The sequence below is a fragment of the Shewanella sp. SR44-4 genome (assembly GCF_014163715.1).
In the GTDB taxonomy this organism is placed as follows: Bacteria; Pseudomonadota; Gammaproteobacteria; order Enterobacterales; family Shewanellaceae; genus Shewanella.
Genome location: NZ_JACJDU010000027.1, coordinates 31,881 through 55,677, shown reverse-complemented (window position 1 = coordinate 55,677; position 23,797 = coordinate 31,881). Strand labels below are relative to the sequence as shown.

The following is a 23,797-nucleotide window of genomic DNA, read 5'->3' as shown; positions in this document are numbered from 1 at the left end:
TAAGCTGTTAAGTATGTAGAATCATTTTTAAATACATTTTACTGACAAACTTTGGTATCTACAGTGTGTTGAAACGAAGTGAGTTACAACTGTGTTTTAAAATGCCATGATTGCAGCGTCCATTCTCTTCATATAGTAAGTGCGACTCTGATGTTGAAGAGTACCTTATTAATGCAGAATGGTATAACATAGTAACGTCTTCATAAATTGAGATTGGGTATGCCTTCAGATTTGATTAAAGCTCGACGTCCATCTACTACCGGTTGCGCCATTCATTGTCACGACTGCAGTATGGAAGCCCTGTGTATCCCTTTTACGTTAAACAATGATGAGCTTGATAAACTCGACAGTATTATTGAACGTAAAAAACCCATTCAAAAAGGTGACCTTATCTTCAAGTCCGGTGACGTGCTTAAGTCATTGTATGCAATTCGCTCCGGTACAATCAAAAGTTATACCATTACTGAGCAAGGTGATGAGCAAATTACTGGATTCCATTTGGCCGGTGACGTCATTGGTTTTGATGGTATTCATGCACAACGTCATCAAAGCTTCGCCCAAGCCTTAGAAACCTCAATGGTCTGTGAAATCCCCTATGAAACTTTAGATGATTTATCTGGATCTATGCCTAAGCTACGCCAGCAAATTATGCGTTTAATGAGCAATGAAATTATGAGTGATCAAGAGATGATCCTATTGCTTTCAAAGAAAAATGCTGAAGAACGTTTAGCCGCATTTATCAATAACCTCGCTAATCGCTTTGGTAATAGAGGTTTCTCGCCTCATGAATTTCGTCTGACAATGACTCGTGGTGATATCGGCAACTATTTAGGCTTAACAGTTGAGACAATTAGCCGTTTATTAGGTCGGTTTCAAAAGTCTGGTTTAATTGAGGTTAAGGGTAAGTATATTTCTATTATCGATCACTCATCGTTAAGTACCCTTGCTGGAAATGCTCGCATCGCCACTTAAATTTGATATATATGATCTATCTCAAAGTTTATTTATTAGCAAACGGTAATACTATCAATAGGTAATGTAAATAAGAACTCAACAGCTTTGGAGGTTATATGAAGGATTATAAAAAGATATTAGTGGTGATTAATCCTACAACGGATCATCAACCCGCATTGGCACGTGCTGTTGAATTAGCGTCAAAAAGTCAGGCAGAGATAACTGCATTTTTATCCATTTTTGACTTCTCATATGAAATGACTTCAATTTTGTCCAGTCAAGAACGTGAAGCGATGCGCCAAGGTGTTATTGATCAACGTGTCGCTTGGTTAGAAAATGCCATAGATGGTTTTAGTAAATTCAATATAAAAATTAATACCGAAGTTGTGTGGCATAACCGCCCTTTCGAAAGTGTGATTAATCATGCGATGAAAGGCAATTATGATTTAATTGTTAAAAGCACCCACGTACACGACAAATTAAAAGCTGTAATTTTTACACCTACAGATTGGCATTTAATGCGTAAATCTCCGGTTCCTGTTTTATTAGTCAAAGAACACGATTGGCCAGTGGCTGGAAAAATTGTTTGTGCGGTTAATGTGGTAAGTGAAGATGAAGATCATCAAACGCTTAATGGCAAAATCATTAATCATGCACTCGATCTAGCCAAAAAATTCTCTGCTAGTGTTCATTTAGTCAATGGTTACCCTGGTACGCCAGTAAATTTGGCCATTGAACTGCCCGACTTTGATGCCAATGTGTATAACAACACAGTGCGGATGCAACATGAGCAACGAGTACAGTATTTAGCTCAAGCCTATAATATTCCGCTTGAAAATTGCCATGTTGAAGAAGGTTTGCCTGAAGATGTGATTCCAGAAATGGCTGCTAAATTAGATGCCGAATTAGTGGTCCTTGGTACAGTTGGTCGTACTGGTTTTTCAGCGGCATTAATTGGTAATACTGCTGAACATGTCATCGACAGCATTAATTGCGATTTGTTAGCGATTAAACCTGATGGATATAAATCACCTTTAGAAGATTAGTCTCCAATAGAATAGGTTAACTACTTTACCCTGACCTCGAATACTGGAATAATACGCGCCCTGAAACACTTGGTTACTGGGCGCATTTTTTATGTCTGAAGTTGATACAATCGCTAAACAAAATATTACTCGTATGAATAAACTGCAAAAGCGTCTACGACATGAAGTCGGTTCAGCCATTGCAGACTACAATATGATCGAAGATGGTGATCGTGTTATGTGTTGCCTTTCCGGCGGCAAAGACAGCTACACCATGCTGGATATTTTATTAACCCTTCAACAACGTGCCCCTATCAAATTTGAAATTGTGGCCGTTAACCTAGACCAAAAGCAACCAGGTTTTCCTGAGCATGTGTTGCCTGCTTACTTAGATAAGTTAGGCGTGGCTTATCATATTCTCGAAAAAGATACCTACTCTATCGTTAAAGAAAAGATACCTGAAGGCAAAACGACATGTTCACTTTGCTCTCGTTTACGTCGTGGTACTCTTTATGGATTTGCCCAACATATTGGCGCCACAAAAATTGCTTTAGGTCATCATCGCGACGATATTATTGAAACCATGTTTTTGAATATGTTTTATGCTGGCAAACAAAAAGCCATGCCGCCTAAACTATTGTCTGATGACGGTGCCAATATGGTCATTCGTCCATTGGCCTATTGCCGTGAGAAAGATATTGAAGAATATTCGACCCTAAAATCATTTCCTATCATTCCTTGTAACTTATGTGGCTCACAAGAAAATTTAAAACGTGGCGCAGTTAAAGACATGTTACAAATGTGGGATAAGCAACATCCTGGGCGTATTGAAACTATTTTTACTGCAATGCAAAATACCTCACCATCACAAGGTGTTGATCGCGAACATTTTGATTTTAAATCATTAAAGCGTAACCCAGATGCCGTAAATACTGGTGACGTAGCTGATGCCGACTTACCTGCTTTTGATTTTGTCGATATCAGTAATAATGGTCACATCAATTTAGACATTAGTAATCGAATCGATGTGGTGGCGACATTTAAGCCATAATAAATAGACTAGCTGTTAATAGATAAAAAAAAGGCGTTGATATCAACGCCTTTCTTTTATTATTTATCCTGAGTTCAGATTACTGGGTTACGAGAGGACTCACAACACTGGGTTTGTGGGTAAATGAAATGTTTTTTATCTGATTGATTTGTTCGAGTGTTAAAGTGTATTTTTCGTCAGCTATTGATTCTACATTATCAACAACAACCTTAACTGTTATGCCATCTGCTTGTATTTCAGCAAACTCAAACGTGAGTCCATTAATCGGTTTTCTAAAATACTTCATTGGAAAACCTTGTAATCCATCAAGTAATTTATTCATGTCATCGGTTAATGCTAATAGTTCTGTTTGAGTAAAATGTTGTTTAGTTTCTTTAGCGCGAACTTGCATGGCAATCCCACACTGTGCTGCATCACCCACCACATTAATATTGACTAAGCCGCGGTCTGATTTCAGCTGTGGATCGTAAGGAATAAATAAACGTTGTTGTTTAGTATATGTTAACGGGAACTGTTCTTTTTCAGTGGTAATACTGCCTGACACTATGATGCAATCAGGTGTGATAGGAACACTAAAGGCTAGCTCAACTAAAGGATAGTTTTGCTTATTCACTTGCTTTAATCGATCATAAAAGCCGTTGTACTCTAAAGAAACCGTTTCAGCAAAACTGCTATTCACTATAAAAATAGTCGATATAAAAATAAATCCGTTAAGTAGCGTACGATTACGCATTAGCTTTGTTCCCTTGTAAATATGGCTTATTGTGTTTAAGCATTTCGAGGAGTTCATCAATGTACTCATCTTTTCGTTCTGAATAATTCATTAACCCATAAACCAATTTCTCGGCTGTTGGTTTAACTTTTTGAGCCCGTAAATCGGCACGAATAGAACGAAATAAACGATACGCGGAATTGGTGTTTAAATTGATCATGTAAGCAATAATGGAATCTTTGGGTGAATCAAATACTGCAACCTCATGAATTTTTCCATCAGCTCGCGCTAATGGCACTAAACCACAGCCTTCAATAAAACACCATTGACCAAAGAAGTTAAACCCGTCGACAGCAAAACGTGAACTGCCCCAACCGCTTTCATTGGCAGCTTGAACTAATACCATATCAACCGGAATAATATCGATACGCTTTAATAATGGCATTAAGGTTATGCGAGTAATTGCTTTAACATCATATTGATATTTTTCAAGAATGGTTGTTAGCCTATCACTATCATTTTCACTTAGTCCTAAGCCATTATCAATTTGCTCAATAACAGCCAGTAAAAATTGACGATCGTGAATAATAATCTGATTTTGTGCTTCAATGGCCGGACGTAAAAAATCAAAAAATATTTGCTTTTTAGTGGCAATATCTTCTATTTCAGCAAATAACGGCACCTTACCTAGATCAATATTATTCAGCTGACGTTCACCAGGTGCTACAGATATCTGGCTAGTATTAGGAAAAATAAAGAGTCGCATCGCCAACAAAGCAACAACGGCTAAGCCTAACGCAAAAGTCACTTGACCCACATTGCCTATCTTCAACAGTACCTGCCTTATCAAAAATTCATTTCAACTTATAAATCCCGCTAATTATAACCTTAATAAACGATAGGATACAGTAAACCACTTTTGTAGAGTCTGTGCTTATCCGTTATTGATCACGATACGTTAAGTCAGCGTCTACAAAAACTAAAATTAATTACACTTTCATGACTATATCCAGTTAAAATCATTATACGTGTTTACGGGGCAGTCATTTATGATTGTGAATCGTCTTATTCAACAACTCAAGGATTTGAGAACACATTATGTTGAATCAAAAGTTCAATAATTATCATCATGTGGTAGCCATCGGTGGCGGACATGGATTAGGCAGAATTCTTGCCTCATTATCTTTTTTAGGTCCGAGATTAACGGGAATTGTTGCAACGACTGATAATGGTGGTTCTACTGGTAGGCTTAGGCAAGATCAACAAACTATTGCTTGGGGGGATTTACGTAATTGTCTTTCCCATCTTGCACATCGTCCATCGTTAGGTTCAATGTTATTTGATCATCGTTTTACGGGTGACAATGAACTTTCGGGACATAATTTAGGTAACGTAGTATTACACGCACTTGATCAACTTTGTGTAAGACCACTTGAAGCGGTTAATTTAATTCGTGGCTTACTTAAAATTGAGACACAAATTATTCCAATGTCGGAAGCTTCTACTCATCTTGTGGCACTTACCCACTGTGGTAATAAAGTGTTTGGTGAACTTAATGTCGATGGCATGAAGGAAGCGCCGATTGCATTATCATTAGAACCTGAAGTTGAAGCGACATTAGAGGCTTGTAGTGCACTAGCAAATGCTGATTTAATTATTATCGGCCCAGGGAGTTTTTTAACCAGTATACTGCCACCTTTATTGCTGCCACAAATAGCCAAGAGCATTCGTGAGTCGAACGCACATGTTATGTTAATTGATAATTTAACCGCTGAGTATTCACCTGCAAGCACGTTTAGTATTGAAGATAAAATTGCTTGGTTTAACCAGGTAATAGGCAAAGAAGTGATTGCTGATGTTATTCAACATGGAAATGAAATTAAGTTGTCTCATTCCAACATTAATGGTGTTCGTTTTAATCACTTTCCATTAATCAGCCAACATCATCCAGGGTTACATGACAAAACAGCATTAGCAGAAGCGATTAGCCAAGTTTGTGACTTACACCTTAAGCCGATTGATTTGGCTGAATACCGTCATTGCAATATGACATAAAACTTATCGATATTGGCCTATAGTCATATCGAAGCTCATAGTGTTTAATATTCGTTATGAATTCTGTTGATGGAGCATACTGCTCGCAGAAGTGATTTGATGGAGTTAAACATTTGGCTAACGTGCAACTTTGTGAAATATGAAAATTGAAATGGTCAACACAAAAATGGCTGCATAATGCAGCCATTTTTATATCCCAATAGCTAAGACTAAATCACTTGAGCTATGGCTTTACACACCGCTGGGATATTATTTTTCGTTAACCCTGCCACACTAATACGACCAGAACCGACAATGTAAATAGCGAACTCATCTTTTAAACGAGCAACTTGGCTTTTGTTCAGACCAGAAAAACTAAACATACCGTTTTGACGAGAGATGAAGCTGAAATCTTGTTCGACACCTTCAGCTTTTAGACTTTCGACAAATAAACTGCGCATTTCAGCAATGCGTTCACGCATTAGCGTCAATTCTATTTCCCATTCTTGGCGCAGTGCAGCATCCGCTAAAATGGTACTTACAATCAATCCGCCATGTGCCGGAGGATTAGAATAATTTGCGCGGATAGTTTTTTTAATTTGGCTAAAGCTTTTTACTGCATCATCTTGATTTTCAGCAACGATGGTTACCGCACCGACGCGTTCGTTATATAAACCGAAGTTTTTAGAAAAAGAGTTTGCAATTAATAACTCTGGTACTACAGCAGCAACTGTACGTAGACCTTGTGCATCTTCATCTAGACCAGCACCAAAACCTTGGTAAGCAAAATCAAATAACGGTAACAATGATTTTTCTAAACAAACCTTGGCGACGAGTGTCCATTGTTCAATCGATAAATCGATACCCGTTGGGTTATGACAGCAACCATGAAGTAAAACCACATCACCGGCATCCGCATTGGCTAAATCAACTAACATTGAATCGAAATCCATATCGTGTGTTTCAGCTTTGTAATAACGGTATTCTTTAACGGTTAATCCTGCGGTTTCAAAAATATTCTGGTGATTAGCCCAAGTAGGATTACTAACCCAAATGGTTGTTGATTTGGTATTTCGGACTAGAAACTCTGATGCTACCCGTAATGCCCCAGTTCCACCGGGTGCTTGAGCTGTTACAGCTCGTTTATCCGATATAATTTGGCTCTCAGGCCCAAAGAGTAATTCTTGAACCACTTGATTGTAAGCTTGTACACCTTCAATACCGAGGTAATTCTTGGTCTTTTCGGTTTCAAGTAAAATAGCTTCAGCTTTTTTTACAGAAGATAATATCGGCGTTTGCCCTGCTTCATCTTTATAAATGCCGACACCTAAGTTGACTTTGTGTGAGCGAGTATCTGCTTTGAAAGCATCTGTTAAGCCTAAGATCGGGTCTGCTGGCGCAAGCGTGACTTGAGAAAAGATCATTACAACTATCCTAAGTGAGGTGAAGAGACTAATTTTGTTTAGTTATACCATTGTATGCCGACAGTGAGTAGTGAGATTTTTAATAGTTGAGATAATTTTATAATAAAGTGAACATTCCTCAAATTTATGTACACGATAATGGTTATTTCGTTAGTTATCCAGTCACTTCCTGCCATTAGTATTATCTCCCCACCAGAACAGGGAACACTACTCTGACTGCTAATTGCTTTTTATTTGGTGAGTAACTTTAGATTCATTTTTAATAGCTAAGTGATTTAGCGTTACTTCTGTCAGAAGATAGTAAAATGAAAGTTTCGATATGATATGGATGACTATCAGATAATATCTTTTTCTGTAGTTAATATTACATTACAAAAAAACAGTTATAGAATTGCGAGGACTTTATTAAGTCCATCTTGTCGTTTAACGGATATAAAAAAAGGAACCCGAAGGTTCCTCTTTTTAAAGCGACTAAACTAATTACTTAGTTAACGCTTCTTTTGCTTTTTCAACTAAAGTTGCAAAAACAACTTTGTCGAAAACAGCGATGTCAGCCAAAATCTTACGATCGATTTCAATAGACGCCTTTTTCAAGCCGTTAATGAAACGGCTGTAAGACAGACCATTTTGACGAGACGCTGCATTAATACGTGCAATCCATAACTGACGGAATTGACGTTTTTTCTGACGACGGTCACGGTAAGCATATTGACCAGCTTTAGTTACTGCCTGAACAGCAACACGGTAAGTACGGCTACGAGCGCCATAATAACCTTTAGCTAATTTTAAAACTTTCTTGTGACGAGCACGTGCGGTTACACCACGCTTAACTCTTGGCATTTTCTAAACTCCTAAATTAAGCGTATGGTAGTTGACGCGCGATTGCTGGAACGTCAGATTTAGCAACTAAACATTTAGCACGTAAGTGACGCTTACGCTTAGTGCTTTTCTTGGTCAAAATGTGACGTAAGTGTGCTTGCTTGCGCTTGAAACCATTAGCGGTTTTCTTAAAACGCTTCGCTACACCCTTGTCTGTTTTCATTTTAGGCATTTCTAAAACTCCGCATTGGGACGTTAATAAACGTAAGGCGAGCAAAAGCCTCAAGAGACTTTTGCTACTTTAGGGTTGCCCTACTATTTCTTTTTAGGTGCTAGCACCATAATTGCTTGTCGACCTTCCATTTTCGGGAAAGATTCAACAACCGCATACTCTTCCAAATCAGCCTTGATACGGTTCAAAAGATCCATACCTAGGTTTTGGTGTGCCATTTCGCGACCACGGAAACGCAGCGTAATTTTCGCTTTGTCACCATCTTCTAGAAAACGAATCAGGTTGCGTAGTTTTACCTGATAGTCGTTTTCATCAGTGCCAGGACGGAATTTAATTTCCTTAACCTGGACCTGTTTCTGCTTCTTCTTTTGTTCTTTTTGAGCTTTCGCTTTATCAAAAAGGAACTTACCGTAGTCCATTATGCGACAGACAGGTGGCTCAGCATTGGGACTGATCTCTACAAGATCAACTCCGGCTTCATCTGCAACGTTCTGAGCTTCTTTTATACTTAATATACCAATTGGCTCACCATCTAAACCTGATAAACGGACTTCAGGTACACCAGTGATTTCATCATTGATTCTATTAGGGGCTGGCTGTCGCCCTGCTGTTCTTTTGATCTTTATGACCTATTCCTCCAACAATTTGAGACTACGGAGCGAAATCTGTTGACGTATCATCGCGGCGAAATCTTCTAGTTTTAACTTGCCTAAATCGATACCGTCACGCGTACGCACCGCTACTTCCTTATTTTCCATTTCTTGATCACCAACGACCAATAAATAAGGCACACGTCTTAGGGTGTGTTCGCGTATTTTAAAGCCTATTTTCTCATTCCTCAAGTCAAAAGATGCTCGAATACCCTGTTCTTTGAAGAATTTAACGATTTCTTCAACATAATCAGCTTGTTTATCGGTAATGTTCATTACAACAACTTGCATTGGAGCAAGCCATGTTGGAAATTTACCTGCGTATTCTTCTATCAATATACCTATGAAACGTTCTAAAGAACCTAAAATAGCACGATGGATCATTACTGGCGTCTGGCGACTGTTGTCTTCTGCGACATAAGTGGCACCCAAACGAGTCGGTAATGCATAATCGAGTTGTACTGTACCACATTGCCATGCACGATCTAAACAGTCATGCAAAGTAAATTCGATTTTTGGACCATAAAAAGCGCCTTCACCCGGTAATATTTCATATTTAATATTATTATTGGCAAGAGCTTGCTTTAAAGCGTCTTCAGCTCGGTCCCACATATCGTCATCACCAATACGCTTTTCAGGGCGAGTTGACAGTTTAACCACGATATTATCGAAACCAAATGTAGCGTATGTGTCGTATACCATTTGGATACATGCACTGACTTCATCTTGTACTTGATCATCAGTACAAAAAACATGAGCGTCGTCTTGAGTAAAGCCACGTACACGCATAAGACCATGAAGTGAACCTGATGGTTCGTTACGATGACAACAACCAAACTCTGCCATACGTAATGGTAAGTCGCGATAAGATTTTAACCCTTGGTTGAAAATCTGTACATGACCTGGACAGTTCATTGGCTTAATCGCGTATTCACGGTTTTCGCTGTTAGTGGTGAACATGGCTTCTGCGTATTTATCCCAGTGGCCAGAACGTTCCCATAAAACTCGGTCCATCATTAAAGGGCCTTTCACTTCTTGATAAGTGTATTGACCTAACTTTTGACGAATGAATTTCTCAAGTTCTAAAAATATGCTCCAACCATCGTTATGCCAAAACACCATTCCTGGCGCTTCTTCTTGCATATGGTACAAATCTAGTTGCTTACCAATTTTACGATGATCACGCTTAGCAGCTTCTTCTAAACGCACTAAATGCGTTTTAAGGGCTTTTTTGTCAGCCCATGCTGTGCCGTATATACGTTGCAGCATTTTGTTATCAGAGTTACCACGCCAATACGCACCAGCAATGCTCATTAACTTAAAGTTTTGACAAAAACGCATGTTTGGCACATGTGGACCACGACACATGTCGATGTATTCTTCGTGGTGATAAAGCGCTGGTGTTGCGTCTTTACTGATGTTTTCATCTAAAATAGCTATTTTGTATTCTTCACCGCGTTCGCTAAAAGCATCACGAGCGTCTTGCCAAGATACAACTTTTTTAACCACATCGTAGTTAGTTTTAGCTAACGAAAGCATACGCTTTTCTAAGGCTTCTATATCTTCATGCGTCAGCTTATGATCTAAGTCGATGTCGTAATAAAATCCGTTGTCGATAACCGGGCCGATTGCCATTTTGGTTTCAGGCCACATTTGTTTGATCGCGTGACCTAATAAATGCGCACAAGAATGGCGAAGGATTTCAACACCCTCTTCGTCTTTGGCCGTGATGATAGCTAACTCTGAGTCTGCAGTGATTAAGTCAGTTGCATCTTTTAATTCACCGTTTACGCGGCCAGCAATACACGCTTTTGCTAAACCAGGGCCGATGTCTAATGCAACATCAAGAGTCGATACAGGATTGGCAAACTCACGTTTGCTGCCATCAGGCAATGTAATAATAGGCATTAAAAATTCCTTTTCCAGTGGTGACCCACACGTAGGGCCACATGGTAATTAAGTATGTTCTTTTTGAACGAGAGCACGTTAATGAAATCAAGACAGTACAGGAGTCTTAGTTACCCAAAAACGCAAGTCTCTATTCTATGTGATAAGCGGATTATTGCGCAACCATGGTGCGATGAATAACTGCAATATATGAGGTATTCAACAACATTCATTGGTTAAGATAACTGTATTGGTCAGCAGTGAATATGACTTTAGCCCACCTTTATTGTGTCTTGCCTTAGAGGGTGTTTGTTGTTTTAAAGATGACTATTTAGTGACGATTAACTATATTGATTGCATTAAACCCTGATTCATAACTAAAAAACGTAAAAATAGATTTTAATCTTAGTTGTGAGTGAATAATATTGATTTGTATCTAAATCATGCTTAGGGATGACCCAAAATATAAAATGCTCACTATACTTACTGAAATGAGTCAGTGAGGAGTACTAGCAATGAGATTACTTTCGCGTGCCATTTGTTGCCCGCATTGCGGGCATCATCAATATGTCACTTTAGATGCAAGTTCTGGAGATCAAGAATATTACGACGACTGCCGTATTTGTTGTAATCCAATACACATTCGAATGCACCTAGATGATAACCGCCGAACAATTGAACTTCATATCGATTCTGACGATGAACAAATTTATTAATGCCTAGCTCGCCTGCTTAATCTTCAAAGCAGGCAAGTTAATATAGATAATTATTTTAGGTGATTATGTTGGGTGATTATGTTGGGTGATTAAGCGAGTTGCTTTTTAGCAAGAATTCGCTCCACAGTATCAACAATAACCTGTGTTTGACTGTCTATTTCGATATTAATCTTGTCGCCAACGTTATAATGATTCAAATTAGTTAACTTTAAGGTTTCTGGAATTAAATGCAGTACAAAACCACTGTCACTGACTTTACCTACCGTTAAGCTACAACCGTTTATTCCCACAAATCCTTTATAAAAGATGTAGTTCATCCATTGTGAGTCAACCTGTAATTCAATATTGTAATGCTCGTCGGTGTTACTGACAGCCTTAACCGTGGCCAGAGTATGTACATGGCCAGATAAAATATGCCCACCGATCTCAGTTCCAAACGTTAACGAGCGCTCAATATTAACCATGTCACCGACACTGGTATTACCTAGGTTAGTTACGGCTAATGTTTCTTCCATTACATCAAAAAAAACCTTATCATTTAGTATCTTGGTTACGGTAAGGCAAACCCCATTATTAGCTACGCTAGCACCTGTCACTAATCCTTGGGTTAACGGTGGTGTCATTGCAACTTCAAAGGTTTTAAGACCTGCAGCATTGTTAATCGATACCACTTCACAAGTGGCTTGAACTATACCAGTAAACATAATTCTCTCGTTCCGTTATAGGTTTTTTAATGAATAATACAGGTTTTCAAATTTCACGCTTGATAAAATTAGCGCTTCCTGTGCTGATAGCTCAAGTGACTCAAACCATGATGGGTTTTATTGACACAGTGATGGCTGGTAGAGTGAGTGCAGTAGATATGGCTGCCGTTGCTGTTGGCACCAGTCTGTGGTTACCTGCAATCTTATTTGTTCAAGGCTTGTTAATGTCCTTTACCCCTGTATTTTCACAGCATCATGGGGCTAATAATCAACAAATCATTCCATCACTCATTTTTCAGGCGGGCTATATTGCCATAATAGGTGGTATTGGGGTGATGTTATTTCTCGCATCTTCAACATATTTGCTCGACTTTATGCATTTAGAGCCAAAACTGCATTTATTAACAGTAGGTTACATAGATGCCATTTTGTGGGGTGCCCCAGCCTTCGTGTTGTATCAAGTATTACGCGGTTGCAGTGAGGGGATTTCTTATACCATGCCGACAATGGTGATAGGCTTCATTGGGTTAGCAGTCAATATACCCGCTAATTACGTGTTTATTTATGGTGGTTTTGGTATTCCTGCAATGGGCGGTGCTGGTTGTGGTGTTGCAACTGCATTAGTCTTTTGGGCCATGTTAGTTGCGATGATTATTTACATGTTAGTTGATAAAACATTTAAACAGCTCGCGCCATTTAAGCATTTTTACCGTCCTCATTTAGCCAGTATGTGGTCTATGACTAAATTGGGTATGCCAATTGCGATGGCATTATTTTTTGAGGTCAGCCTGTTTGCTATTATCGCGTTATTTTTAGCTCCATTAGGCGCTAATGTTGTTGCAAGCCATCAGATTGCCCTTAACTTCTCGTCAATTGTCTTTATGCTGCCACTATCTATAGGTATTGCTGTCTCGATACGAATTGGTTATTACCTTGGCCGTGGGCAACCAGAAATATCGGCTTTAGTCGCAAAAGTGGGTTTATGGTTATCATTCACCCTAGCCATTTTTACCGCCCTATTAACCGTCACCTTTAAGCATCAAATCGCCTTGTTGTATAACGATAACCCTGAAGTGGTCGCTTTGGCTGGTAGTTTAATGATGTTAGCTGCGTTTTATCAGATATCAGATTCAATTCAAGTAGTCGCCGCTGGAGCATTACGTGGTTATAAAGATACTCGAAGTGCTTTCTATATCACCTTGTTTTCATATTGGGTGATTGGTATTACTACAGGTTACATTTTAGGTTATACCAATTTTATTTTTGAACCTATGGGCGCACACGGATTTTGGATTGGATTAATTGCTGGCTTAACTTCGGCAGCAATTTTGTTTGCTATTAGATTGAAATACATTCAAAAGAAAGGATTTGAGTTTCAACAGATTGGCGAATCTAATTGATTTTTTGAAGTTTAAGCGACTCACATTGCTTAAGCTTGAATCAAGTTGCACAGCAAATCACCATTTAGACATATAAATGTTTTTTTTGCTTGCATGCAACAGCCTATCCCCATTAAGATAGCGTCCGCTTTGAAGCAAAAGATTTTAAAGTGCAACGTTAAACAATACACCCGTAGCTCAGCTAGTAAAAAAGAGTAGCATTAACCTTTTCTTATAACGGCGGCAGGGATTGGTGGTTCAATACACCAGAACATAGAAAGCAAGATATTATACACCCGTAGCTCAGCTGGTTAGAGCACTACCTTGACATGGTAGGGGTCGGTGGTTCGAGTCCACTCGGGTGTACCACTCTTCTGACAGAGTCTAAAAAGTCAGATTCAAACAATACACCCGTAGCTCAGCTGGTTAGAGCACTACCTTGACATGGTAGGGGTCGGTGGTTCGAGTCCACTCGGGTGTACCATTTCTTGCAGTAACCTCTTGAAAAAATACAAATTATAAATAAGACTGAATTTTATATTTAATTGTTTTTTGTGCCTAAAAAAAATAATTCGTGCCTAATCCAGAATGTTGCAGAAGTATTCAAACGCACCCTACCCCAGCCCACAGCTTAGTGAAGCTTTAATTACACAATCAAAATTTGTTATTGTGAACTCATAAAAGTACGTTTTTGCAATTTTGTGCCTATTTCGTGCCAAAAATGTTGGCACAAGTTGTTTTTGATCTTTTAATCCTTGACCACTATTCAAGTGGGCATGAACTATTATCAATCATTAAATCATTAAATCATTAAATTATTAAACAATTGCCTTATTCGTTAATTGATCATCGATAAACTTTATTAACTTTTTTACGCTGCTAGTTCGATTCACTAACAAACCTTTTCAATCTGTGCTCCGTTAATCAGTGTGATTATACGAACGTTAAAAAAAATGTAAGCTATTTCCAAATGATGACTCGGCTAAGAAAATGCTTTACCTTGCTATAATAGAAGCCAGTAAACAATAGACAATGCTTATTTGATACTGGCGTACTGCGATAAGTCGATTTATTATTGAGTTTGAAGACAGAATTATGAAGTATATTAACTAAATTGCAGGTACACAGAACCTGCTACACCCTCCTTTAGAAGGTGTAGGCTTATTTACAGACGTTGAAAACGGTTAATTGTTAAATCAGCTCTATGCCAAATACAACTCAAGTTATTTAAACAAAGGTTTGTTGGCATCAATTAAAGCTGAGTTTTCAGAAAAATAATAATAATCAGTAACCTTACTCACATCCCAAGATGAAATATTTTGATTAAAATTAGTAGCCGCGGAAAACATACTTCCCATGTTAGTTACTTCAGATGTATCCCAGCCTCCAATATCCTGATTAAAATTAGTTGCACCTGAAAACATACTTCCTATGAAGGTCACTTCAGATGTATTCCAATCACCAATATTTTGATTAAATGACCTAGCAGCATTAAACATAGCACCCATATTGGTTACTTTTGTGACATCCCAGTCGCTAATATCTTGATTAAAATCTTCAGCTAAACCAAACATTGATCCCATTGCTTCAACGTTAGACACATTCCAATTGCCAATATCTTGATTAAAACGAATGGCGACATTAAACATACCATCCATATGGGTTACTTGTGCAACATCCCATCCTCCGATTGGTTGATTAAATGCTTTAGATCGATAAAACATACCACCCATTGATGTGACATTTGAAGTATCCCATCCGCTAATGTCTTGATTAAAATCTTCAGCTCCAGCAAACATCATGTTCATTGATGTGACATTTGAAGTATCCCAATCACCTATATATTGATTAAAATAGTGCTTAGCATTATGTTGAGTGACATCAAAACTAAACATATTTGACATACTTTTTACACTTGATGTGTTCCAATATTGAATATCCTGATTGAATTTATGAGCACCAGTAAACATCATGACCATACTTTCTACTTTTGATGTATCCCAGTCGCCAATATATTGATTGAAATTTGAGGCATAACCAAACATTCCGAACATATCATCTACGTTAGATGTATTCCAATTGCCAATGTATCGGTTAAAAGATGTCGCCCCCCAAAACATTGACGACATAGATATTACATTTGATGTATCCCACTCTCCAATTCTTTGATCGAAAGAAGATGCATTACGGAATACCCAAGACATATATATTACATTTGAAGTGTCCCATGAGCTGATATCTTGGTTAAAATCTGCCTTATCTAAAAATAAGCGACTCAAACTTGTTAACTTAGTTGTGACGACGTTTGTAACATCATCATCATTTTCAATCATTTGTAAAAGTGTTTCTTTATCGACTACCGTGTATGTTTTGCCATCTAGTATTGCGCTATCACCAATTTTAGCACTTGAGTTTGCTTTTATAGTCACACCATTTTTGTCTAAATAGATTAGTGGAATAGATGTAACTATGGCGGGTGTGATTGTATAATCAGCAACACTTGCTTGAATCTCTGCCTCTCCACCATCAATTGCGGTAACAAGCCCTTCATTGTCTACACTAACAATGTGAGGTACAGATGAAGACCATTTAATATCTTCTGTTATCTGCTTAGTTGTATTGTCTGAATAAGTAGCTATAAGCATTAGCGTTGATGTTTGACCAACATCTAAACTGATTGTGTTTGGTTCAATACTGATTGCAGTTATTACAACATCAGGTTCAGGCAATGGCGTAATAGTTAATGATGCTACGCTTTTAAATCCAGCGGCTGTCGCAACGATATTAGTATTACCTACCGAAATAGCCTGTACGATACCTGCATTGTCAATTGTTGCAATACTTGGTGTTTCTGATAGCCAATTAACAGCTTCAGTATATTGTTGGCTTGTTCCGTCGCTGTATAGTGCGATAAGGGTTAATTGTTGAGATTGATTAATGTCTATATCGATCGCATTAGGTTCGATTACAATTGAGGATATTGTGACTTCAGTTGGAGGCTCTGGCACTGTATCATTACCCCCCCCACAACCGAATAGTAAAACAGAGGCGAAAACGTACAAAATCAAATTTTTCATTATAAAGTTCCCTTTTATTATAAAGAGCAATTCAGGTAAGAGACGTTGCTCATTTTATTGTGATAAATTCATGTATTATTAGACTGTAAGCGTCTTGATTTTCAGAGGAACCAAAACACTTGGATTATACAATCGGTATGCAAATTAAATAAACTAAGATTACCTTACTTGTTACTAAAATGAGATATAAGATCACAAAGCATAAACTCGCGATATTTTTGAATGGCTGTATCAGGATCTGATTCAAAGGTTTCTTTGAATATCAGGTCAGATTCCGACATATCGAATAAAGCTGTGGCTGAAATATCGACAACCCATGTGTTAGATAAATCTAAAGGCATACATACATCCCTGTTTATAAAAATGGCACAGATAAAGGGTCAGTGTTCTATTTAAAGAATTGTTCAAGTTCACTAAATTGTGCCGAGCCAATCAATTCATATTTAATAATTAAATGAACGGGTATTTCAACGGTTAAAATTTCATTTTCATTATTAGGATCTGACTTAACGACCAATCCATTAAGTTCACCTTCTTTCCATACAAGTACATAAAGTGGTTGGCCATGTTTATCGTAATCTATGGCAGCCTTACCATTGAAAAGCGCTTTAGCTCCTCTCGTATTGCCTAAAGCATTAGCAATACTTTCATGGCTGGCTTTTCGCCAACTGTTTTTTGTATGAATAGCTCGATAATTAACATCTCTGACTTTTTTCATGGCAACGGCTTCCTTATGTAATTTGCTTACTTAGTACAAAATGCGGACCAACAAGTAAGGTATTGATTAATAACTCTTTATAGAAATCACACCACTCGTAATGGTAAGTGTTCTTACTTATTTATAATTTTTATCACCAACCTTAGATTACCAATGATCCATAGAACAATAGTAACCAACTCTCTATGCTCTATGGATTCAAATTTTTAATGCTAGTTAATTCTCTATTGAGAAAAATATTAATGTGGGAAACTGCCCTGTTTTTATGGTCCAATCACCATCCAAAATCGCTTGAGCACAGTCAGTTGAGGATGAGTACTGCTGGTAACGATTATTGCGGTCCATTTTATTTGCAAACCAATAACCGAAGCCTTGGTCAAGCCAAATCTTAACAATTGAATCATCATCAAGTGTAAGGTTTAAACTTCTTGCATGAGGTAGGTGATATTTAGATTCAGTTAAAAACTCAATCTTTGTCCCACTCAACTGAATGCATTCTTCAATATCTTCCTTTCTGGCAGCATCACAATTCCAATTATCCATTATGGATTGAGGTAAATCAGAAGAATATTTTAAACTACCAGTCCTGATTTTAGCTGTGCTATTAGGGTAATAAGTTAACAACGCATTGATCACATTTAGGCAAATACTCACAGGTAATGGAGCCGCAAGGTATCGGTCGCAATATTCAATAGACTTAACTTTATTCGTCTGCATTTTATTTAAGAGCACGGAGGACTCTTTAAACATCTTTGTCCAAAATAATGCCCCAAATTCTTTAACAGTTCCGTTTAGTTCTGTTGAAACTGATATAACACCAATTTTTTCATTTGAATCGAGCATTTCTAATTCAAACAAAGTGAATGGTTCAGTTGAATGATTAATTCCAGTTATCAAGTACTGTGGATCGCTATCTGAGAAACACCAACCTCTAACACTATCTCCATCGATCACTTCAACAATCTTTTTACCATTAGCTTGTTTACTAGAGTCTATTTTTTTAATCGTGATACTTGGATGATGTGCAAACCATGAAAGCGTAATTCGATGTTCAATAGTCAGATCGCTAATGTCATAAGGCAACACGATAGTGATCCTTTGCTCTTTTACCCGGTCATATAGAGTGTTGATTAGTGGCCATTGACTTAAGTCATCTAAATCCTGCTTGTATAAATAAAAATTGATATCAGAGTTTTTATCATGTGAACAATGATGGTCAACGGCTAAGCTGATCGGTAAAAGTTCCAATCTATTGTCTTTATCAAAGTATTTATATTCATCTGGGAGTGATAACCGTTGAAAGAAATCACCATCAAGAAATGATCCAATAACGTGCCGATCCAATAACTCTAAGGCGTGTTGAGTAGAGTAATCAACTAGACAACGATGACAGGCTTTATCGCAATGGCAACTGGTTGCTTTATTCTTGGCTAATTGTAATAGATCAACAATATACTCAGATGCCTTAATGGAAAAACCAGCGCCACCGGCAGCTGAATCGTAAAGCACAATAGCTTGGGCTTCACTGCCTTTGAACTTGATAGGTTTTATCGTACAACCAATCTCACTATTATTTATACCTAACTTTTCAGATAGCTCATTTCTTAGTAACACAGATAATGTTCTAGCTATGGTGCGGTTATTAAGAACAGTGCCATCGCTATTAAACAAGACTAATTCAAAAATATCAGTTCGAGTACTATGCCCTAATTTAATTGGTCCTTTAATTGAAAAATCTCGCTCATTACCCCCACAGAACTTTTCACTTTCTCGCTCAATATCTCCTTTACCGCCACGCAATCTTGTATGGTTTTCTAGGACTTTATATGGGGAGATATCCTTATTGTCAGGCATTGGTTCCATACGACCACATTCCAAGCACAATGCATATCCAGAACTTGATAATCCGCTGCTGTGATAATAGACATGACCATCATGGCTCGAACGATAAGTAGCACTAGGATTAACACTCAAATCTTCCCATTGAGCTTTCTCAACCGTAACCCATGGATCTTGAAATGGAATATGAATCAATCGAGAAATATCATTATGGGGTTTATTACGTATATCAACAGCAAAACTACCTGGCTGAATATATCTATGATAGCTTTCTTGCTTCAATGCATCATTGCAAACTGAACACTCTTGCGGCATAAGGCTCTTTGTACCACTGGCACCACATCCTTGACATCGCCATGCCCACATCAAAGACTGGATCTCGTTTACTTGGTCAGCTGTTGCAGGACTATGCCAATTTAAAATGACACCATCAGACCGATAAACACATCCATCTAGTACAACTTCACTGCCTGGTGCGTAATCTCTAATAGCAACAGATAAATCTCTAGATGGATAATCTCGAGCACTATAAGGATTATCGATCCTATGTTCTAAAGTGGTATCTCTAGCGGACTTAGCCTCTTTAATAGCTTGAATTTGTTTCTTACGTTTTATTAAAGATTCAATATTATCGTTATTAAGCGATACAACATCCGTTGGGAAGCCGTAACCGGGTAAAAAACCTTTTCGAGCTAACTCTGAAAGTAAGTACTCTCCCTCTAATCTTTGAATTTGAGTCTCTACAGCTGCTTGTGCTGTCGATATTCTATTTGTATCACTTTTTATTGATTCACTTTGCTCTGTTAAAATATGATATTCATCACGCCATTTTTTAATGATGATCTTCATTTGTTTAGCCACATCCATAACTAGACTTATTTTAGATGTGGTTTGTAAGCCTGTTCTTTTTAACAAAGAATCTAAACCTACCTCAACAATTTCTAACGAATGGGTTAAACACCAGTCAACGAATAATTCAGCTTGTGAGGCACAATTTTCATGTGCAGAAAGGAAAAAATTGCCGCAATTAAGACGCAGACTATTTTCGCTAATTGCTTTTTTCCGTAAAAATACAGACAAAAGCAATGCGTTAATATGTCGCTTAACAATATAATCACTCGACAATGACACATTAGGGACATGAATTGGCGTATCAAATGCCCAACGTGTTTGCCCAAAAACGTGTTCACCATGAGGTGTATTCTTACAAAGTGTTAATGCAATAGATTTTGTTTCACCGCGTCGACCTGCTCGTCCAGCTCTTTGTAGATAATTTGCTGGGTTTGGTGGAGCATTGTTCATCGCGACAACGCTTATACCGCCAATATCAACCCCCATCTCCATAGTTGTCGAACAACTTAAGACATTGATAAACCCTTTTTTAAATTTGTCTTCATAATCACGAAGTAAACTTCCAGGTAGCTGTGCTGAATGCTCCGCAACTCTAAAGTATGGTGTTCTCTCTACAATGCGATCTGAAATGTCCGACCATGCATTTTCTTTTCGAAGTTTGATGATTTCATCTTGTTCTTGCCAAGCTCTAATTTCGGCTATCGAAACAGGAGTTCCGTCTTCTAGTCTTCGAGCATACGGATATGGGAAAATAGGTGCTTCTAACAAACGACAAATCTGGTCTTGACGGTTGCCTTTAACATTCAAATAAGGCGTTATTTGCTCTAAAGGTGTATCTATTATTTTTTGAGTATGTGGACACTGCCATTTATCCTTAATTAGACTAAAACTCACTTTATGCTCAAGTTCAAGTCTATAACCATCACCACTTGCAGTGAGAACATTTAACTGCAACACATTCCATGCATCTTGCAAAATAACATTTATTGTCGTTTTATCATTTAAGTCAGTGAGATCCAGATTGAATGCCGTTGCCAACAACCTCACTAATCTCGGTTGAACAACACCATTACGAACTTGAGGCCAGCTTTGTACATGCTTAAAATGGCTATCTGTCATCGGGGAAATAAGTAAACCAGGATTAAATTTGGCCCCAATCCAACGTTTTTGCTCATCCGATAAAGAAATCGCTTTAATAGTTCGTACATGAAAATTAAGACATAGTGTTAGAAAGTTAACCCAATCTTTCTTTGCTTTATCTTTGTCATCAAATAATGAATACCAATCATTTGGTGCCGTATTGCCTTTATCTTTCAGGGCTGGATATTCCATCCTAATTAATCCAAGGGTTTCCAAGGTATTTTGGCGTTTAGGGCGGCTATTAAACTCTCGTAAAAGTAACAGTCTTGCTAATAAAATTGGATCTTTGACCATGCTCATATTTTCATCAAAACGATGGTAAGAATCTTTAATCCAATACTGAAGTTCTTTTTCTTTAGCTAATTCACACTCAACATCTGACCATATAAGAGTAATGTCAACTTCACTGCATAATGCAGCAATTTTCTCTTCCATCACTTCTATCATGTCTTCATCGTTATCTTCAATAAATGAAGCAAGACGAGATTTATAGTTTTCAAGTTTTTGTTCAGTATCAGCTGAAAGCTGACCGCTTTTGAGGGTTCTATCTGCAACCAAATGGAATAATGCTGAACGTAAAAACTGCCTTTCAGAATCCTGTTGTGATTTTGCTGCAAATCTAGCGGTTCCTTGTCTACTATCGGTGAATGTAATCATACGTCGACCATTCCAAGGACCCGTTAATTGTTCTTTCTTTCCATCCTGACAAAACTCAAGTAGCGTAGGAATCACTGTTGATAACATAAATGGTGCGCCATTACGGAAATGGCGATAAAAATCAAAATTCTGAATTTTTGTGTGTTGACAGCAAGGACAGCGAAGTGCCACACCACCTCCAGATTTACTATAACCTTCTACACGATGAATTTTAAATGCAGCGTCATGAACAACAGTTTTTAGAACACTATTATTGTTTAACCAATACTCTCCTGTTTCATCATATGATTGATCCGCTATGATGCAGGTACGTTCATGAATATCATCATCTTCAATATCGCCTTCATTGAATGAATCAGCGTCATCAGGATCAATATCCAAAGCAAAATCATCTATCTTGGAATTAGGTTTCGTGAGCGACAGTATGCTATTACCCGTTTCTTTCTCGATAGCCTCATCAGCTAACAACAAACTCGTACCGCAACCATTACAACTTGTCATTTCAAATATCGGAGAACCACATTCGCATACCTCACGCCTAGACATGTAAACCATGCCGAAACGCCAATCAATAACATCTAATTCCGTTCCACGTTTCATCGTACAACTTGAATTTGAACAAGCCCACAAACCACCTGATACTCGATGAAATAAATGTAATCTAAATGGAATGAAAGCTTGGCCATCAGGCCCCAATGTTGAGGCACAAACATCTAACCATTGTAGAGCTAATTTCTCGGATATTGGCTCAGCAGTTCCAGATAGAATCCTACAAATTTCTTTAAGCGAAAGTCGGTTATCTTTTATACACAGATGTTGGCGAAGGGTTCTTAAGGGAACGATAGATTCTAATAAGCTATAACGTTCATTAGCAGAGGAATTTTTGATGTATTGTAAATCCATTGAACCAGGAGCCACCAAATTAGACAAATTAGTTATCTCACGGTCACCTTTCACCAAATAAACTTGCGATACATCGATGCCTGCAACATCGGCAAGGAATGCTTTTAGTTCATTATCGGAATCTTTGCCACCTATCGTTGCAGAAGTAGCAACAAAGCGCACAGACTCTGGTAATACTCCAAAGCCATGCATAACTCGTCTCAATAACAAAGATAACTCGGCGGCTTGAGAACCAATATAGGTATGAGCTTCATCTAATACAATCCAACGTAGTTTGCCTTTAGATTTGGTTAAAATGGGCTCATCTTGTTGGCGAACAAGCATATATTCCAACATGGTCGCATTAGTGACTAATATTTGTGCTGGATCGTCTCTTAATGTCTTTCTTGATAACTGTTGATTAGGAAACAAACGTTGTTTCGATGCAGGAATACTTTCTTTAGTTTCACCGTTATATAGACAAAACTTAACATTTGATCCAAGTTCTTGAGTCCATGCAGTCAATCGATCTTTTTGGCTATTAATTAAGGCATTTAATGGATATAAAAAGAGTGCTTCCACACCATCAGCCTTACTTTTTCTTTTAGCAATATCATTCAATATAGGAACTAAAAAACATTCAGTTTTACCAGAGCCTGTACCGCTACTTACAATCACGGAGCGTGGTTCATCTTTTAATAAGTGTTGCCATGCTTCATATTGATGAGCATATGGGTGCCATTTGGCATCAAATAAGTAATCTTCTTTTAATTCTTTAGGTGGATTTGCCATTGCATGAACAATTTGAGTTTCAAGCAAATTTCCAGCTAAATCTTGCATAGTCTGGTTATGTGGTTTCCAACCAAAAGTGGCTTCAAAAACAGGATCACCAAGGAACGCGCCGTCATTACCCGGCGCTTTTGAAAAAGATTGCCATAAAAATTCACGAAGTGATTTAGAACGTAAACCAAATTGACCTAATGTAGCTCTAGCAGCGCGTTTAGTCAGTTGATCAATAATAGACTCGAAGTATTCCATACTCTTT

Annotated in this window: 18 protein-coding genes and 2 tRNA genes; 8 read left to right on the top strand and 12 right to left on the bottom strand. The window is 37.9% G+C overall.

Going from position 1 to position 23,797, the window contains the following annotated elements; all coding sequences use genetic code 11:
• Nucleotides 1-219: 219 nt before the first annotated feature.
• From etrA to ttcA, 3 genes are all read left to right on the top strand, one after another.
• Entirely contained in the window at nucleotides 220-972 is a 753-nt protein-coding gene (gene etrA, locus H5125_RS13395) for an electron transport transcriptional regulator EtrA (protein WP_101088277.1), read from the top strand.
• Nucleotides 973-1,070: 98 nt separating this feature from the next.
• Nucleotides 1,071-2,000: a universal stress protein UspE gene (uspE, locus tag H5125_RS13390; RefSeq protein ID WP_162023119.1), complete on the top strand. Its 930-nt coding sequence runs from the start codon at nucleotides 1,071-1,073 to the stop codon at nucleotides 1,998-2,000.
• Nucleotides 2,001-2,091: 91 nt separating this feature from the next.
• Nucleotides 2,092-3,030 (top strand): tRNA 2-thiocytidine(32) synthetase TtcA, encoded by a 939-nt coding sequence (ttcA, locus tag H5125_RS13385; protein ID WP_101088275.1) that lies wholly within the window; start codon nucleotides 2,092-2,094, stop codon nucleotides 3,028-3,030.
• 79 nt (nucleotides 3,031-3,109) lie between these two features.
• Here the strand turns inward: ttcA and H5125_RS13380 are convergent, their stop codons facing one another.
• Together H5125_RS13380 and H5125_RS13375 are read right to left on the bottom strand one after the other, a co-directional pair.
• Entirely contained in the window at nucleotides 3,110-3,763 is a 654-nt protein-coding gene (locus tag H5125_RS13380) for a DUF2987 domain-containing protein (protein ID WP_182744484.1), read from the bottom strand.
• Nucleotides 3,756-4,574 carry a glucosaminidase domain-containing protein gene (locus H5125_RS13375; protein ID WP_101088273.1) on the bottom strand — a complete coding sequence of 273 codons (819 nt, stop codon included), beginning with the start codon at nucleotides 4,572-4,574 and terminating at the stop codon, nucleotides 3,756-3,758. Before H5125_RS13375 ends, H5125_RS13380 begins: the two co-directional genes overlap by 8 nt.
• Before the next feature lie 266 nt (nucleotides 4,575-4,840).
• Between H5125_RS13375 and yvcK the strand changes: the two genes are divergently transcribed.
• On the top strand, nucleotides 4,841-5,797 hold the full coding sequence (yvcK, locus tag H5125_RS13370) for a uridine diphosphate-N-acetylglucosamine-binding protein YvcK (RefSeq protein ID WP_101088272.1): 957 nt from the start codon (nucleotides 4,841-4,843) through the stop codon (nucleotides 5,795-5,797).
• Nucleotides 5,798-6,006: 209 nt separating this feature from the next.
• Here the strand turns inward: yvcK and H5125_RS13365 are convergent, their stop codons facing one another.
• The 5 genes from H5125_RS13365 to thrS all read right to left on the bottom strand — a co-directional run bounded on the left by H5125_RS13365 (nucleotide 6,007) and on the right by thrS (nucleotide 10,809).
• Nucleotides 6,007-7,200 carry an amino acid aminotransferase gene (locus tag H5125_RS13365; protein ID WP_182744483.1) on the bottom strand — a complete coding sequence of 398 codons (1,194 nt, stop codon included), beginning with the start codon at nucleotides 7,198-7,200 and terminating at the stop codon, nucleotides 6,007-6,009.
• A gap of 480 nt (nucleotides 7,201-7,680) precedes the next feature.
• Nucleotides 7,681-8,040, bottom strand: coding sequence for a 50S ribosomal protein L20 (rplT, locus tag H5125_RS13360; protein WP_011637486.1), 360 nt, complete (start codon nucleotides 8,038-8,040; stop codon nucleotides 7,681-7,683).
• Between the two features lie 16 nt (nucleotides 8,041-8,056).
• On the bottom strand, nucleotides 8,057-8,251 hold the full coding sequence (rpmI, locus tag H5125_RS13355; protein WP_011496149.1) for a 50S ribosomal protein L35: 195 nt from the start codon (nucleotides 8,249-8,251) through the stop codon (nucleotides 8,057-8,059).
• 83 nt (nucleotides 8,252-8,334) lie between these two features.
• Nucleotides 8,335-8,877: a translation initiation factor IF-3 gene (gene infC / locus H5125_RS13350; RefSeq protein ID WP_081430133.1), complete on the bottom strand. Its 543-nt coding sequence runs from the start codon at nucleotides 8,875-8,877 to the stop codon at nucleotides 8,335-8,337.
• A 3-nt stretch (nucleotides 8,878-8,880) separates the two neighbouring features.
• Entirely contained in the window at nucleotides 8,881-10,809 is a 1,929-nt protein-coding gene (gene thrS / locus H5125_RS13345) for a threonine--tRNA ligase (protein ID WP_101088270.1), read from the bottom strand.
• Nucleotides 10,810-11,303: 494 nt separating this feature from the next.
• Between thrS and H5125_RS13340 the strand changes: the two genes are divergently transcribed.
• A complete protein-coding gene (locus tag H5125_RS13340) occupies nucleotides 11,304-11,504 on the top strand; it encodes a CPXCG motif-containing cysteine-rich protein (protein ID WP_101088269.1) in 201 nt (66 codons plus the stop codon).
• 89 nt (nucleotides 11,505-11,593) lie between these two features.
• On the opposite strand, the gene H5125_RS13335 is transcribed toward H5125_RS13340, so the two are convergent.
• Nucleotides 11,594-12,208 carry a riboflavin synthase subunit alpha gene (locus tag H5125_RS13335; RefSeq protein WP_101088268.1) on the bottom strand — a complete coding sequence of 205 codons (615 nt, stop codon included), beginning with the start codon at nucleotides 12,206-12,208 and terminating at the stop codon, nucleotides 11,594-11,596.
• A 29-nt stretch (nucleotides 12,209-12,237) separates the two neighbouring features.
• Here H5125_RS13335 and H5125_RS13330 point away from each other — a divergent pair, with 29 nt between their 5' ends.
• From H5125_RS13330 to H5125_RS13320, 3 genes are all read left to right on the top strand, one after another.
• Complete coding sequence (locus H5125_RS13330) at nucleotides 12,238-13,608, top strand: MATE family efflux transporter (RefSeq protein ID WP_182744482.1); 1,371 nt, start codon at nucleotides 12,238-12,240, stop codon at nucleotides 13,606-13,608.
• Nucleotides 13,609-13,879: 271 nt separating this feature from the next.
• Nucleotides 13,880-13,956: transfer RNA gene (locus tag H5125_RS13325), tRNA-Val, on the top strand.
• A gap of 38 nt (nucleotides 13,957-13,994) precedes the next feature.
• Nucleotides 13,995-14,071: transfer RNA gene (locus H5125_RS13320), tRNA-Val, on the top strand.
• 739 nt (nucleotides 14,072-14,810) lie between these two features.
• Here the strand turns inward: H5125_RS13320 and H5125_RS13315 are convergent.
• From H5125_RS13315 to H5125_RS13300, 4 genes are all read right to left on the bottom strand, one after another.
• Complete coding sequence (locus H5125_RS13315; RefSeq protein ID WP_182744481.1) at nucleotides 14,811-16,664, bottom strand: BspA family leucine-rich repeat surface protein; 1,854 nt, start codon at nucleotides 16,662-16,664, stop codon at nucleotides 14,811-14,813.
• A gap of 164 nt (nucleotides 16,665-16,828) precedes the next feature.
• A complete protein-coding gene (locus tag H5125_RS13310; protein ID WP_220487354.1) occupies nucleotides 16,829-17,005 on the bottom strand; it encodes a hypothetical protein in 177 nt (58 codons plus the stop codon).
• A gap of 47 nt (nucleotides 17,006-17,052) precedes the next feature.
• On the bottom strand, nucleotides 17,053-17,382 hold the full coding sequence (locus H5125_RS13305; protein ID WP_182744480.1) for a hypothetical protein: 330 nt from the start codon (nucleotides 17,380-17,382) through the stop codon (nucleotides 17,053-17,055).
• 216 nt (nucleotides 17,383-17,598) lie between these two features.
• The gene (locus tag H5125_RS13300) at nucleotides 17,599-23,790 is read right to left on the bottom strand and encodes a DEAD/DEAH box helicase (RefSeq protein ID WP_182744479.1); all 6,192 of its coding nucleotides are present in this window, start codon (nucleotides 23,788-23,790) and stop codon (nucleotides 17,599-17,601) included.
• Nucleotides 23,791-23,797 lie beyond the last annotated feature (7 nt).